Here is a 14,073-nt window from a genome sequence, read left to right as displayed (position 1 = left end):
CACCGTCACCGGCCCCGCCCGGACCGGCGGACGGGACCGACCGCCGGTCGCGGACCGGCGGACACCGAAAGGCCCGACATGTCTGAGACGACCCGGACGGCACCCACGAAGGTGCCGCGCACCGCCGCCCGGCCCCCGGGGAAGGCGCGTCGCCCCGCGCCGCACGGCAGTGTGCTCCGCCGCATCACGCCGTGGCTCTTCCTCGCCGTCCCCCTGATCCTGCTGGTCACGTTCACCTACGTGCCGGTGGGGAACATCATCTACTACAGCTTCACCGACTGGGACGGCGTCAGCCCCGACCGGAACTTCACCGGCTTCGACAACTACCGGCAGTTCTTCACCCGCCCCGAGCTGTTCCGGGTGTTCTTCGTCAGCTTCTTCTACCTCGCCGCCTCCGCCGTGCAGATCGTGGTGGCCCTGTACTTCGCGACCGTGCTCAGCTTCGACCTGCGCTTCCGCAATCTGTTCAAGGGGATCCTGTTCTTCCCCTACTTGATCAACGGCGTGGCGATCGGCTTCGTCTTCCTGTACTTCTTCCAGGACGGCGGCACGCTCGACTCGGTGCTGTCGTGGTTCGGCGCCGGCTCCGGCCACGCCTGGCTGGGCGATCCCGCTTCGGCGAACACCTCGCTGGCCGGTGTCTCCGTCTGGCGCTTCACCGGCCTCAACTTCGTGCTCTTCCTCGGCGCGATCCAGTCGATCCCGGCCGAGCTGTACGAGGCGGCCCAGTTGGACGGGGCCACGCGCCTGCAGCAGTTCCGGCACATCATCGCCCCGAGCATCCGGCCGGTGGTCGGTCTGAGCGTCATCCTGGCGATCTCCGGCTCCCTGTCGGTGTTCGAGATCCCGTACATCATGACCGGCGGTGCGACCGGCACGACGACCTTCGTCATCCAGACGGTCAAGCTCGCCTTCCAGTTCAACAAGACAGGTCTGGCATCGGCCGGCGCGGTCATCCTGCTGCTGATCATTCTGCTGATCACCTGGATCCAGCGCCGCCTGGTGCCCGACGAGAAGGTGGACCTCGTATGACCACGCCTCCGCCCGCACACCGCCGCCGGCTCGCTCCCGCGCTGACGTACCTCTCCTTGGTGCTCGCGTCGCTGGTCGTCCTGATCCCGCTCGTCGTCGTCTTCCTCACCTCGCTGAAGACGTCCGGCGAGGTGGCCGGCGGCGGGGCCCTGTCGCCGCCGGGCAACTGGCTCAACTTCGGCAACTACGTCACGGCGTTCACCGACGGCGAGATGCTGTCCGCCTTCATCAACACCGGCATCATCCTGCTGTTCTCCATCACCGGCACGGTCGTCATCGGTTCCATGACCGCGTACGCCATCGACCGCTTCGACTTCCCGGCGAAGAAGCCGGTCATGGCGCTGTTCCTGATCGCCACCCTGGTCCCCGGGGTGACCACCCAGGTCGCCACCTTCCAAGTGGTCAACAGCTTCGGCCTGTTCAACAGCCTCTGGGCGCCGGTCCTGCTCTACATGGGGACGGATATCGTCTCGATCTACATCTTCCTCCAGTTCATCCGCGGGATCCCCGTCTCCCTCGACGAGGCCGCGCGCCTGGACGGAGCGAACGCGTTCACCATCTACCGGAAGATCATCCTGCCGCTGCTGAAGCCTGCCGTCGCCACGGTCGTCATCATCAAAGGCATCACCGTCTACAACGACTTCTACATCCCCTTCCTCTACATGCCGTCGAAGGACCTGGGCACGATCTCCACCGCGCTGTTCCGCTTCAAGGGGCCCTTCGGGGCGCACTGGGAGAGCATCTCGGCCGGCACCATCCTGGTGATCGTCCCGACCCTCCTCGTGTTCCTCTTTCTTCAGCGCTACATCTACAACGGCTTCGCGCAGGGCGCGACCAAGTGACACCGCTCGGTTCCGCGCCCACCGGACGACGGGCCGCGGCAGGCGGCGTTCCGGACGCGGGCGGGAACCCGTCGCCCATGTCTCCCGACCGGTGGGCGTGAGCAGCGGACGGTCACCGGTCCGACGACCGGTCGGCGAGCCGGTCGGCCGACCGGCCGGTGAGGCCCTCGCCGACCGCGCGACGGGGAGCGGTGGCGAGGGGCCGGTGCCCGCAACGGCAGCAGGGGCATGACATGTAGCCTGATCCGGATCCACAGCATCTGATGAGACTCCGCAGCACAGGACTTCCGCTCTCCGGTACCGGGCTCGTCATCGGTACGGAAGAGACTGGGAGGCTCCGGTGGAGCGCGCGGATCTCGCCCCCTTCGTCGGCCGGGCACCGGAGTTGGCGACGCTCGACGCGCTGCTCGACGGCGAGCCCGGGCTGACGGTCGTTGATCTGACCGGCGAGCCGGGCATCGGCAAGAGCCGCCTGCTGGGCCGGTTCGCGCAACGGGCACGGCGACGCGGCCACGTCGTACTGCGCGGCCGCGCCACGGAGGCCGAGCGGAGCAGCCCGCTCCAGCCGTTCACCGACGCGCTCACCGACCTCGGCGAGGAAGAGGCGAGGGCGCTCCCGGCACTGGCCGCGTTCACCGCAGGTCACTCCCCCCGGGACGTCGCGCGGGCTCTCGCGCGGACACCGCCGCCCGGGCTCGTGCTCGCCCTGGACGATCTGCACTGGGCCGACGCCCCGACGGTGCGCCTCCTCGACCATCTGGTGGCGCACCCCGTGGCGGCGCCCGTACTGATCGTCGCCGCGCGGCGGGTCCGCCAGTCACCGCCGGGGCTGTCCGCCGCTCTCGCCCGGGGCGCCGACATGGGCGCCGTGGTCCGGCTCGACGTGGGCCCTCCGGGGCCGGAGGAGTTCCCGCCCGGCACCGAAGCGGCGTACGCGGACAGCGGCGGCAATCCGCTGTACCTGCGGGCGCTGGCCGGGGCGGGGCCCGGTGACGGCGCCGCCCTCTCGGCCCTGTCCGTGGTGCTGGACGAGCTGGCGCCGCTCACGCCCCTGGAACGGCAGGTCGTCGAGGCCGTCTGTGTGCTCGGCGCGCAGGCCACCACCGAACTCGCCGCGACGCTCACCGAGACCGACGGGCCCGGTCTCGTCGCGGCGCTGCGTGCGGTCGTGGCGCGTGATCTGGTGCGGCCGGGCGCGGACGGGCACGGCCTCGCGGCCCGCCATCCGGTCTTCGCCCGGCTCGTCCTCGATGGGCTCGACCCGTGGCGGCGCCGCGAGCTGCACCGGCGCGCCGCCGAAGCGCTGGCCGAGGCCGGCGCCCCGGCCTCGGTGCGCGCCGATCACATCGAGCGGACGCTGACCCGGTGGGAGCCGGAGGCGGGTGCCGTCCTGGTGGAGGCCGCCGTGCAGAGCGCCGTCACCGATCCCGCGGCCACGGCCCGGCGGCTCGCCACCGCGTTGCGGCTGCTGCCCGGGCATCTGCCCCACCACCTCGATACGCGCCGCGAGTTGATGCTGCTGCGAGCCCGGGCCCTCGGCGCCGCCGGAGCCGTGAAGGAGAGCCGTGATCTGCTGCACGAGCTGATCGCCCTCCGGCCGCCGGGCTCCGGTGGCGACGACGAACTGCGCACCGCCGCCGTGCTGTTGTGCGCGTTCATGGAACGGCACCTGTACCGCTACCCGGAGGCCGACGCGCTGCTGCGCCGTGAACTCGACCGCCGCCCGGGGCCCCCTCCCCCGCAGCGCGACGCCCTGGTCGTCGAATGGGGCAACCACTCCCTGTTCGCCACCCGGTTCCCCCTCGTGCGCGAGGAGTTGGCGCGTACCCTCGCCGCGACCCGGGTGCGCGGCGACGAACTCGGTGAGGCCGAAGCGCTGACGCTCGCCGCGCTGGGCGAGGCGTACGAGGGGGAGACGGACGCGGCGCGGCGGTACGCCGACGCGGGGGCGGCTCTGACCGACGTGCTCCCGGACGCCCATCTGGTCGGACTCGGCGAGCCGATGGTCCGGCTGGCGTGGAGCGAGGTGTTCCTCGACCGGTACGCGGACGCGTTGCGGCACACCGAGCGGGGCACCGAGATCGCGCGGCGCAGCGGGCGGCCCTTCACCCTGTCCCAGCTCAATCTGTGTGCCGCGTACGCCCATTGCCAGCAGGGGCGGGTGACCGAGGCGCTGCGGCTCGCCGACGAGTCCGTCGCCGTGGCCCGCACCCTGGGCGGCGGTGAACGGCTCGGCTTCAGCCTCGCGATGCGCGCCACGGTCCTGCTGCAGGCACGGCCGCCGGGTGACCCGGAGGTGCTCGCCGAGGCCGAGGAGGCGGTCGCCGCGGTGGGCGCGGTCGAGGGCTGGTGGGCGACGCTGGCGCGCTGCCTGGTCGCGTACGCCGTTCAGGGCGCGGGCGATCCGCACCGGGTGCGGGATGTGCTGCTGAGCGCGGGCGGCGGGCGGGACCTGCCGCGGGTACAGCCCTCGGTACGGCCCAACTTCCTTGAGCTGCTGGCCGGTTCGGCGCTGGAGACGGGTGATGTCGCCGACGCCGAGTACTGGGCGGGCCTGGCGTCCGCCGAGGCGCGGCGGCTCGGCGTGCCGACGCAGACCGGGGCCGCGTTGCGGGCCCTCGGCATGGTCGAGGCCCGGCGGGGCCGGCCGGCCGCCGCCGCCCGGGCGTTCATCGGGGCGGCCGAGGAGAGCGCCCGCTCCGGCGCCGGGCTGCGCGAGGCGCACAGTGCGCTGCTGGCCGTTCCGTACGCGAAGGCGGCCGGGGACGACGCGGGGGCGGCGGCTCTGTGGCGGCGCGGGCACCGGATCGCCGCCGACGGCGGGGCGGTGCTGCTGCTCGCCCTCGCCGACCGGCTGCGCCCGGCCGAGCCCGGCGTCCCGGACGTGCTGGGCGAGTTGTCCCGTCGGGAGCGCGAGGTCGCCGGCCTGGTCGCGGCGGGGCTGAGCAACCAGGCCGTCGCCGAGAAGCTGCATCTCAGTACGCGGACCGTCGAGAGCCATGTGGCCCGCGTCTACCGCAAGACCGGGATCGGGTCCCGGGCGGCGCTCGTCGCGCTCATGGCGCGGATCAGTGCTCCTGAGGGCTGACCTCGATGACCTTCCCGTCCGCGTCCGCCTTCAGGTAGGCGGAGCCGTAGTCGTCGGACAGGTACACGCTGATGCCGGGGCCGGTGTGGAGGAGGGTCGACCGCGGGTTCAGTACGAGGTAGCGGTTGGTGGGTTCGGCGACGCCGAGTTCGGCCTCGGCCCGCTTCAGGAGCTTCGGCACGGCGTCCCAGTCGATGCTTTCGAGGTCGGTGGCGACGGTCCCCGTCATGACGGTGCCGCCCGCACCGTCGCGTACGGCGGCGTCGCCGCCCCGGTAGGCGTACCGGTCGTAGCGCTTGGTGCTGCCCTTGACGAGGGCCTGCGCGGAGACCGAATCCGGGTACACGACGAAGCTGGTGGCCTTCGACGTGCCCATCACCGGTTTCAGTTCGGCGATGGCCGTGCGGATGCCGTCCGGCGTCAACAGGTTCTTGTGCTCCGGGGCGCCGGTGGCGTCGGCGCCCGGCGTGGGTGCGGCGGTGGCCGGGGTCCGCTCCGCCGTGTCGCCCTGCGCGTCGTGGAGCGCCGAGCGCACCAGGAAGAAGAGGGGCGCGCCGATGGAGAGGAGGACGCTGACGACGCCGATGGCGGCGGCGACCGCCCGCCCGCGGGAGGGCTGGTACGGCGTGCCGACGCGGATCCGCACCCGCGCCGCCCCGGGTTCGTCCACGGGCTCGGGCGGGGCGATCCGGAAGGACGTGGCGTCGGCCGGCGCGGCGGGGGGAACGCGGTCCGCGAGGCCCGGTGCGGGAGCCGCCGACGGGCTGCCGGGGCCGATCGGCTCCCCCGCCGCGTGGGCGAGCCGCCGGTCCAGGGCCGCCGCGTCGGGTCGCGCCGCCGGATCGTGCACGAGCAGCGACATGAGGATGCCGGCCAGCGGCCCCGCGCGCCGGGGTTCGGGCACCTCGTCGTGGAGCACGGCGGCGAGCGTGGCGAGGGTGCTCCCCCGGCGCAGCGGGTGGTGGCCCTCCACGGCGACGTACAGGAGCATGCCGAGTGACCACAGGTCGGCGGGCGGTCCGCCGTCCTCGCCGCGGACCCGCTCGGGCGACATGTAGTCCGGCGACCCGATGATCGAGCCGGTGGCCGTCAGGCGTGTGGACTCCTGGAGGGCGGCGATGCCGAAGTCGGTGAGGACGGGGCGGCCGTCGGGGCGCAGGAGGACGTTCGCGGGTTTCACGTCGCGGTGCTCGACGCCGTGCGCGTGCGCGGCGACGAGGGCGGCGAGCAGATCGCGGCCGAGGCGGGCCGCGTCCGTGGGCGTCATCGGGCCGCGGTCGAGGCGGTCCTGGAGGGAGCCGCCGGTGACCAGTTCCATCACCAGCCACGGGTAGGTGCCGGACCCGCCGTCGACGATGTGATGGATGGTGACCACGTTCGGGTGGTCGACGCGGGCCAGGGCGCGGGCCTCGCGCAGGACGCGGGCGCGCAGGGTGCGTACGCTCTCCGCGTCCTCGTCGGCGCCCTGCGGGCGGACCTCCTTGAGGGCGACGTCGCGGTGGAGCGCCAGGTCGCGGGCGCGCCACACGGTGCCCATGCCGCCGCCCCCGAGCCGTTGCACCAACTCGAATCGGTCGTCGATCACACGCAGGCCGTTGGCGCTCACCGGTCGGACTCCTCACTCAGGGCCTGCCGGGCGGCCCCGGCCGCCGCGGCGCGCTCCTCGGCGAGCCCCGCGAGCGTCTGCACCGGGCCGGGGGTGTCGCGCAGCAGCTCGGTGAGCCGGGCGCGGGCCGGCGCCCGGCCGGTGCCGGGTCGCTGCCGGACGGGCGAAGGGCCCGGTCGGTGACGGTGCCGACGGCGCTCCGCGGCAGCCCGCGCGGGCGGGCCTTGGCGCCGGGGTACCGGGTGACGTGCGAGCAGACCGACGGGTCCGCGCGGATCGACGGGTCCGCACGGATCGAGGGGGAAGGTGTGGAGCCGGAACATGACAGCGTGCGGGATCTTTCGGCAGAGGGGACAGAGGGGCCAGGGCTACCAGGCCAGTCGCTTCCAGGGGCTGCCGTCGTCGGTCAGCAGCTCCCTGCCCGCCCGTTCGAACTTCTCCACGTCGTCCGCGGCCTTGGTCTGGTCGAAGCGCTTGTCGCCCAACTGCCAGAACAGCCGCCCGGTGCGGAACGCCGACTCGTACTCCTCCCAGGAGTGGTACGCGGACCGGGCGAGGTCCACCGCCTGTTCCATCGCCGCCCACGCCTCGTCCGGCTCGACGAACCCCGCGTCCGAGAAGATCCGGCTGACGTGAGCGACGCGGGCGGCGTCCCACGCGACGATGCTGCGCGGCAGCGGGTCGGGGCTGCCGTAGGTGACGAGGTTGCCGTAGTAGTAGGCGCCGTTGATGAACTGGTTGCGCAGCCGCGCCGGGTCGAGGTCGTGGCGCAGGGCGAGTTCGGGCAGTTCGCGCAGGGCGCGCTCGTGCGGCTCCTTGAGCACCGCGCGCTTGCGGGTGGGGGCCACCGCCAGGTACGCCTCCAGGTAGGGCAGCAGTATCCGGTACGCGACGTCGTGCCCGCCGCCGAGGAGGTAGCGGTAGGTGGCGCGCGCCGACTCCGCGTCGACGGTGTCCCACGATCCCTTCGCCAGCCTCGCCGCGGTGCGCGCGTCGGCCTCCATGGTGAGGGCGTTGACCGGCAGATGTCCCTCGACCGCGTACATGGCGCCGAGGGCCAGGCCGCGGTCCTGCCCGGGGGTGAGCGCGGGGGCGCCTTCCAGGACGTTGTACGTGGTGGCGCCGGAGAACATGTCACGGAGAGAACTGAACAGACCCATGACAGCGGAGCCTGCCGGTCCGGGCGGCTCCGCACATCCGTGGAACTACGGATTCGACTACGTAAAACTGCTCTGACGTGCGGTCTTTCCGTATCGGGCGTGTGAGGGTGAGGCCGTCCGGCGTTGCGTCGGCGATCAGCTCGGCCATACCCGCGCGAGGGGCACTTCCATGATCACGTTCGTCGTCGCTCTTTCCGTTGTCATCACCGTGGGCGCCATCGCCCATATCGTCCGTCTCTTCATCCACGACCGGAGGATCGAGGCGCAGGGGCGGGAGATCCAGGCCCTGGTGGAGGAGGTCCGGTATCTCAGCTCGAACGACGGCGGGTCCTCCACCATCCGGTTCCGGCTCTCCTGGCAGGAGAACGGCGCGACCAGGCAGGTGGAAGGCAAGGAGACCATTCCCGCCTTCTACTCGTCGAAGGTGCAGCGGGGCTGTGTGGTCGGCATCAAGTACCTGGATGACGACCACCTTCGCTTCGACTTCACCAAGTAGCCGGTTCCGGCGCGTCCGGCGGTCAGGCGGCGGACCCGTGGCCTCCGGGGCCCGGGGCGGGAGCGGCGCGGCCCGTCGGCGCCGCCGCCCCGGGGCCGGGCTCAGGGGCGCGGGAACGCCAGCGGGGCCGGAGCGGCGGGCTGTTCGCGCTCGGGCGGCAGGGGCGGGGCCGGGTCCTGGCTCAGCAGGGCGGCGACCTGGTGGGCCGAGTCCACGCAGGTGGCGATCTTGCCGCCGAAGAGGGCGACCGTGCGGTCGTCCAGGCGGCGCACCAGTGTCGGGCGGTCGTCGGTGGTCTCGACGTGCGGCAGTACGGCGCGCACGGTGAAGTAGGAGCCGAGGTGGCGGGCCTCGTCGAAGCCGGTCACGAATTCGTGGGCGAAGTGCTGGAAGGCGGGGAAGCGGGTCACCCGGGGCCGGCGGATCAGCCCGGCGTCGACGTACCGCATGAGCGGCGCCGGGATGAGCGGGTGGCGGCCGACGGTGGTGGCGTGGATGGCGTGGTCGACGTTGCCGAGGAGGAAGTGGCGGGCACCGGCGACCTGGTCCAGGCACATGAAGGGGCCGTCCATGACGACGAGGCTGTGGCCGAGGTACATGTCGGGGAGCGCGACCAGCGGCTTCTCGCAGACCTCGAACTGGTACCGCGGCGCGGTCGAGAGCGGTCCGGGGTGGAGGTCGTTGAGGGAGGAGTAGGTGGCGAGCACGACGTGGTCGAAGCCGCGCAGGAGGCCGCGGTCCGCCCGGGTCCGCAGCCGCACCTCGACGCCCTCGGCGGCGAGCTTGGCGGCGCACAGCCGGCGCAGTCCGGCGATGTCGATATGGGCCTCCGCGATGCGCAGCGACACCTCGACCGAGGACTTGCGCAGGAACGGCGGGTACTCCTCGCGGTACGGCAGGCCGACGCTGTCGCAGAAGGCGAGGTAGCGCTCCGCCGTCACCAGACTGTCGCGGCGGGAGAGGGCCACGTAGTGCGCGGAGCCGTGGTGGAGGGCCGCGCCGTACTCGGCCTGGAAGGCACCGAAGGCCCGTAACACCGCCTCGACGGTGTCCATACCGCGCGGATAGTGGTAACCGCGGTGCAGACGGCGCTGGTTGGCGCGGCTCGCCGACGACAGCAGCGTGTCGCTGCGTTCGAAGAGCACGACGGAGTGGCCCCGCCGGGCGAGCTCCACCGCCGCCGTCGCGCCGAATATGCCTCCGCCGACCACCGCGACGCGGTCTTGCTGCACGGTGCTCCTTTCGAATCACTCGTGAAGCGGTCTCCGCGGCGGGGCGGCGCCCGGCCCCGTCCGGGGCGGTCCGCCGAAAGCACGTCGCGCCGTCTTCCCGTGGCGTCCGCACGAGAAGGGGGCGTTCACTTCCCCGTGCCAAGGGCCGTTCCGCGTTATCCGGCGGACGGCCCTCATTCGGACGATTTCGATGGACGAGTGTAAACTCCCGCCTCCGAAGCGGCACAAGTCCCATACCAGCCAACAGAAAATCCCCGTCGAAAGCGGGGTGGAATCGCCGAGGAGAGCACCGCATGTCCGAGCCGGTACAGATCGTGGCGTACGACCCGCAATGGCCGCTGATTTTCGCGCGGCTTTCCGAGACGATCCGACGGGAACTCGGGGCACTGGCACTGCGGGTCGAACACGTCGGCAGCACGGCGGTTCCCGGCCTCTCGGCGAAGCCGATCGTGGACCTGGACGTCGTCATCGGGGACCGGGCGGACCTGCCGGCGGTCATCGCGGCGCTACGGCCTTTGGGATATACGCACGAGGGCGATTGCGGTATCCCCGGGCGGGAAGCCTTCACCACTCCGCGGGGGGCGCCCGCGCACCATCTCTACGTCTGCGCCGCGGACGGCGCGGAACTCGCCCGGCACCTCGCCTTCCGCGACTTCCTGCGCGCCGACCCGGAGTCGGCACGGCGCTACGACGCCCTCAAGCGCGACCTCGCGGAGCGGTACCGCGGCGACCGGTCCGCCTACGGCGCCGGCAAGTCCGCTTTCATCGCGGCCATCCTCGCTGAAGCCCTCGGCAACGGCCCGAGTACGTCCCGGTAGACGCCCTCACCGCGTGTGACCTGCTGTTTCTTCTACGACAGGAGCGGTTCGTCCGGTACGTTCGTACCAGGTGGACCGCTCACTTCCGGCGTCCAAAAATGATCTGTGCGGCTCACCCTTCGGTACGTAGGCTGACTGATGTCGCGCTCCGCCGACCTGTCCATGACCGCGTAGACGGCCGGGACGCAGAGGGAGGGGAGACACCGTCCGGCGAAGGGGAGGTGCGGGGTGGCTCTTGTCGGTGTCAGTTGTCTTGCGCACGATGCGGGGCTGGCCGTTCTGAGCAACGGCCGGATCGTTTTCGCCTCGCACAGCGAGAGGTACAGCAGGAAGAAGAACGACCCTCACCTCAACGGCGCGCTGATCGACGACGCCTTACGGGACGTCGACGAGGTCGAGGGAATCGTCTACTACGAACACCCGCTTCTCAAAAGAATGCGCCAGTTACGGGCGGGGAATCTCTCCGCTGCCGCGCGCACCGGACCCAGACGTTATCTTCAGCGTTTTCCCGCACTCCGCGGCAAGCCCATCCACTTCGTATCCCACCATCAATCGCACGCCGCGGGCGCGTATTTCACCTCGCCCTTCCGTGAGGCCGCGGTGGTCGTGGTCGACGCCATCGGCGAGTGGGACACCTTAACCGTCTGGCACGCCCGCGGGCGGCGGCTGCGCAAAGTGCACTCCGTGCGTTATCCGCACAGTCTCGGCCTCTTCTATTCCGCCGTCACCCAGCGCGTCGGTCTCAAGCCGAACGAAGAGGAATACATTCTCATGGGCATGGCGGGCTACGGCTCGCCCCGCCACCGCGCGCTCCTGGAGCGGGAACTGCTCGCCGACCGGGAGGCCCCCGACTTCGCCCTGCGGCGCAGCCTGCACCGGGGACTCGGCCCGCGGTGGCATCCGGAGATCACCGAGGGGCCCGACCTGGCGAGCAGCGCCCAGGCGGTGCTGGAGGCGTTCTTGACCCGGCTCTTCACCTGGGTCGCCCGCACGGTGCCGTCCAAGAACCTCGTCTACACCGGCGGCGTCGCTCTGAACTGCCTCTTCAACGGCAAGCTCGCCGGGGCGGATCTCTTCGACGGCATCTGGATCCCGCCCAACCCCGGTGACGCCGGCTCGGCGCTCGGCGCCCTGGCCGCCCACACCCGCCGGTTCCTCCCCTGGGAGGGCCCCTACCTCGGCCACGACATCCGGCGCCGGACCGACCCCGCCGCCCTCGTGGACACACTGCTCGACAACTCCGTCGCCGGGCTGGCCAACGGCCGGGCGGAGTACGGCCCGAGGGCGCTGGGCAACCGCAGCCTGCTCGCCGATCCGCGGGATCCCGGCACCAAGGACCGGGTCAACGCCATCAAGAAGCGCCAGCGCTACCGGCCGTTCGCGCCGGTCGTCCTGGCCGAGTACGCCGACAAGCTCTTCGACATGCCCGTACGGGAGGCCCCGTACATGCAGTACGTGGTGGCCTGCCGGGAGCCGGACGCCTATCCGGCCGTCTGCCATGTGGACGGCACCAGCCGCGTGCAGACGCTGCGCCGCGAGCAGAACCCCCTGCTGCACGAGGTCATCTCGCGCTTCCACGAGCGCACCGGCTGCCCGATGCTCCTCAACACCAGCCTCAACATCAGGGGCCAACCCCTGGTCAACACCTGGCAGGACGCCCAGGACTTCGCCAGGAAGTACCAGGTTCCGGTTTTCTGACGCCCGCGGAAAGGCGGTGGAGGAGTGTACGTCTACGCCAACGGCTGCTCCATGACCTACGGGTCGGAGCTGGCCGACGACCCCGCCACGGGTGTCTGCACCGACCACGAGTACCGGTGGCGGTATAGCTGGCCCGGAAGGCTCCACGCCCTGCTCGACGCGGACGGCGTGTACAACGACGCGATGCCCAGCGGCTCCAACGACCGCGTCCTGCGCACCACGATCGCCTTCGTCGCGCGCTGGCTGCGGCAGGGCCTGCCGCCGCAGGCGCTGCTCGTCGCCGTGGGGTGGAGCCACCCCGCCCGCCGCGAGTTCCACGTCGCGGGTGAGTACCGGCAGATCGTCCCGCACCACGCGTACGACATCCGGCCGCTGGACCGGCTGGTGACGGCGTACCGGAGGACGGCGGTCTCCCAGGACGAGGCGGAGCAGCGCTACGCCACACAGGTGGCCTCCCTGCACGCCTTCCTGGAGCAGCACGGCGTCCGGCACGTCTTCTTCGACGGCATCTCCGTGCCCGGTCTGCCCGCGCATCTGGCGGACACCTGTGTACGCGAGGCGGTCTCCGGCGCGCTCTTCTTCCGCCCCGGTCCGGCCGAGCCGACGATGGCGGAGTTCCTGCGCCGCAGACCCCACGCGCTGAGCGTCCAGCACCCCAACGAGACCGGGCACCGGCTCTGGGCGGAGTCCCTGGCCGGCCACCTCGACCTCACGGGCCTGGAGAGCACCGGCCATCCGGCGCTCACGGCGGCCGGTCTGCCGGTGGCCGGGGGCACCCGGGCGCTGCGCCGCCACGACCGCAAGGGGGCCGAGCGCATCGGGAGATTCGTGCGGTCCCGGCGGACCCGCTCGCTGATCCGGCGGTCCGACCGGTCCGACCCGTACATCTACCCCTGAGCCGCCGGAGCGGCGGCGAGCGGAGGAGCAGCACGTGACGACGACCAGGACGCCGGCCGGCGGCAGGGTCCCCTTCAACGACTTGGCACGCAGCACCCCCGCGGGGGCGATCCGCGCCGCCCTCGACGGCGTCATCGCCGAGGGGGCCTTCATCCACGGAAGCGCGCTGAGCGCCTTCGAGCGGCGGTTCGCCGCGTACAGCGGCGCCGCACACTGCGTCGGTACGTCCTCCGGCGCCAGCGCGCTGCAGTGCGCGCTGACCGCCGTCGGCTGCGGCCCGGGGGACGAGGTCGTGACGGTCTCGTCCACCTTCGTCGCCACCGCCGCGGCAATCGTGCACACCGGTGCGCGTCCGGTGTTCGTGGACATCGACCCGGTGACCCTCACCGCCCGCCCGGACCAGGTGCGGGCGGCGCTGACGCCGCGGACCCGGGCGATCGTCCCGGTGCACCTGTACGGCCGCCCCGCCGCGCCGCGCGAGCTGGCGGCGATCGGCGCCGAGCACGGCATCCCGGTCGTCGCCGACGCCGCCCACGCGCACGGCGCGACCCACGGCGGCCGCCCGGTCGCCGCGTACGCGACCGTGAGCTGTTTCAGCTTCTACCCGTCGAAGAACCTCGGTGCCTTCGGGGACGCGGGTGCGCTGGTCACCGACGACGCGGCCCTCGCCCGGCGGGCGAGGGCCCTGTGCGACCACGGCCGGGAGGGCGACGAGGTCGTCGCGGTCGGCCACAACTGGCGGCTGGACACCCTCCAGGCCGCGGTGCTCGACGCGAAGCTGGGCCACGCCGACGTGTGGGCCGCGCAGCGGCGTCGGGCCGCGGACACCTACCGGCGTCTCCTCGACGGCACCGGCCTCACGCTGCCCGCCCCGGACGCCGGGCACGCCCACCACCTGTACGTGGTGCGCCATCCGGAACGCGACGCCCTCCGCGCCGAACTCGCCCGCCACGGCGTCGACGCGCGGATCCACTACCCGCGGGCGGTACACACCATGGAGCCGTTCCGCGGCTTCCCGGCCGCGCCGGACGGGCTGCCCGTCAGCGAGGAGCTGGCGGGGCAGTGCCTGTCCCTGCCGCTGTTCCCCGGCATCACCGACGAAGAACTGTCCGCGGTGGCGCGGGCCGTACACACCGCGCTGCGCACCCTCGGCGGCCACGCCGCCGCACCGCACCCCCGACCGACCGCGACCTCAAGGGACTGA

Annotated in this window: 12 protein-coding genes; 8 read left to right on the top strand and 4 right to left on the bottom strand. The window is 72.3% G+C overall.

Annotated elements, in window-relative coordinates; translation table 11 throughout:
* The first annotated feature begins 78 nt into the window (after positions 1-78).
* From ACGH2B_RS28970 to ACGH2B_RS28960, 3 genes are all read left to right on the top strand, one after another.
* Positions 79-1,032: a carbohydrate ABC transporter permease gene (locus ACGH2B_RS28970; RefSeq protein WP_399096282.1), complete on the top strand. Its 954-nt coding sequence runs from the start codon at positions 79-81 to the stop codon at positions 1,030-1,032.
* Positions 1,029-1,874: a carbohydrate ABC transporter permease gene (locus tag ACGH2B_RS28965; RefSeq protein ID WP_399096279.1), complete on the top strand. Its 846-nt coding sequence runs from the start codon at positions 1,029-1,031 to the stop codon at positions 1,872-1,874. The genes ACGH2B_RS28970 and ACGH2B_RS28965 overlap by 4 nt, the downstream gene beginning before the upstream one ends.
* A gap of 340 nt (positions 1,875-2,214) precedes the next feature.
* Entirely contained in the window at positions 2,215-4,962 is a 2,748-nt protein-coding gene (locus ACGH2B_RS28960) for an AAA family ATPase (protein WP_399096276.1), read from the top strand.
* Here the strand turns inward: ACGH2B_RS28960 and ACGH2B_RS28955 are convergent.
* From ACGH2B_RS28955 to ACGH2B_RS28945, 3 genes are read right to left on the bottom strand one after another with little or no spacing between them, the layout of a single operon-like run.
* Positions 4,943-6,568 (bottom strand): protein kinase, encoded by a 1,626-nt coding sequence (locus ACGH2B_RS28955; RefSeq protein WP_399096273.1) that lies wholly within the window; start codon positions 6,566-6,568, stop codon positions 4,943-4,945. The two genes, ACGH2B_RS28960 and ACGH2B_RS28955, sit on opposite strands and share 20 nt — an antisense overlap.
* Complete coding sequence (locus ACGH2B_RS28950) at positions 6,565-6,891, bottom strand: hypothetical protein (RefSeq protein WP_399096271.1); 327 nt, start codon at positions 6,889-6,891, stop codon at positions 6,565-6,567. Before ACGH2B_RS28950 ends, ACGH2B_RS28955 begins: the two co-directional genes overlap by 4 nt.
* Before the next feature lie 45 nt (positions 6,892-6,936).
* The gene (locus ACGH2B_RS28945) at positions 6,937-7,728 is read right to left on the bottom strand and encodes a DUF1266 domain-containing protein (protein WP_399096268.1); all 792 of its coding nucleotides are present in this window, start codon (positions 7,726-7,728) and stop codon (positions 6,937-6,939) included.
* A 169-nt stretch (positions 7,729-7,897) separates the two neighbouring features.
* Here ACGH2B_RS28945 and ACGH2B_RS28940 point away from each other — a divergent pair, with 169 nt between their 5' ends.
* Positions 7,898-8,224 carry a hypothetical protein gene (locus tag ACGH2B_RS28940; RefSeq protein ID WP_399096265.1) on the top strand — a complete coding sequence of 109 codons (327 nt, stop codon included), beginning with the start codon at positions 7,898-7,900 and terminating at the stop codon, positions 8,222-8,224.
* A gap of 101 nt (positions 8,225-8,325) precedes the next feature.
* On the opposite strand, the gene ACGH2B_RS28935 is transcribed toward ACGH2B_RS28940, so the two are convergent.
* A complete protein-coding gene (locus tag ACGH2B_RS28935; RefSeq protein WP_399096262.1) occupies positions 8,326-9,456 on the bottom strand; it encodes an NAD(P)/FAD-dependent oxidoreductase in 1,131 nt (376 codons plus the stop codon).
* 293 nt (positions 9,457-9,749) lie between these two features.
* Here ACGH2B_RS28935 and ACGH2B_RS28930 point away from each other — a divergent pair, with 293 nt between their 5' ends.
* The 4 genes from ACGH2B_RS28930 to ACGH2B_RS28915 all read left to right on the top strand — a co-directional run bounded on the left by ACGH2B_RS28930 (position 9,750) and on the right by ACGH2B_RS28915 (position 14,073).
* Positions 9,750-10,274: a GrpB family protein gene (locus ACGH2B_RS28930; protein WP_399096259.1), complete on the top strand. Its 525-nt coding sequence runs from the start codon at positions 9,750-9,752 to the stop codon at positions 10,272-10,274.
* Positions 10,275-10,502: 228 nt separating this feature from the next.
* Complete coding sequence (locus ACGH2B_RS28925; protein ID WP_399096256.1) at positions 10,503-11,972, top strand: carbamoyltransferase; 1,470 nt, start codon at positions 10,503-10,505, stop codon at positions 11,970-11,972.
* Between the two features lie 24 nt (positions 11,973-11,996).
* Positions 11,997-12,869, top strand: coding sequence for a DUF6071 family protein (locus ACGH2B_RS28920; protein WP_399096253.1), 873 nt, complete (start codon positions 11,997-11,999; stop codon positions 12,867-12,869).
* 34 nt (positions 12,870-12,903) lie between these two features.
* Positions 12,904-14,073: a DegT/DnrJ/EryC1/StrS family aminotransferase gene (locus ACGH2B_RS28915; protein WP_399096250.1), complete on the top strand. Its 1,170-nt coding sequence runs from the start codon at positions 12,904-12,906 to the stop codon at positions 14,071-14,073.

The sequence above is a fragment of the Streptomyces sp. BBFR2 genome, assembly GCF_044497305.1.
Lineage (GTDB): Bacteria > Actinomycetota > Actinomycetes > Streptomycetales > Streptomycetaceae > Streptomyces.
The sequence above is the reverse complement of the archived record's forward strand: the minus strand, read 5'-3'. Positions and strand labels throughout refer to the sequence as shown.

Bases quoted from the DNA above. Each gene is read 5' to 3' on its own strand.
- ACGH2B_RS28945 (WP_399096268.1), bottom strand. From the start codon at position 7,728: ATGGGTCTGTTCAGTTCTCTCCGTGACATGTTCTCCGGCGCCACCACG.
- ACGH2B_RS28970 (WP_399096282.1), top strand. From the start codon at position 79: ATGTCTGAGACGACCCGGACGGCACCCACGAAGGTGCCGCGCACCGCC.
- ACGH2B_RS28965 (WP_399096279.1), top strand. From the start codon at position 1,029: ATGACCACGCCTCCGCCCGCACACCGCCGCCGGCTCGCTCCCGCGCTG.
- ACGH2B_RS28930 (WP_399096259.1), top strand. From the start codon at position 9,750: ATGTCCGAGCCGGTACAGATCGTGGCGTACGACCCGCAATGGCCGCTG.
- ACGH2B_RS28940 (WP_399096265.1), top strand. From the start codon at position 7,898: ATGATCACGTTCGTCGTCGCTCTTTCCGTTGTCATCACCGTGGGCGCC.
- ACGH2B_RS28950 (WP_399096271.1), bottom strand. From the start codon at position 6,891: ATGTTCCGGCTCCACACCTTCCCCCTCGATCCGTGCGGACCCGTCGAT.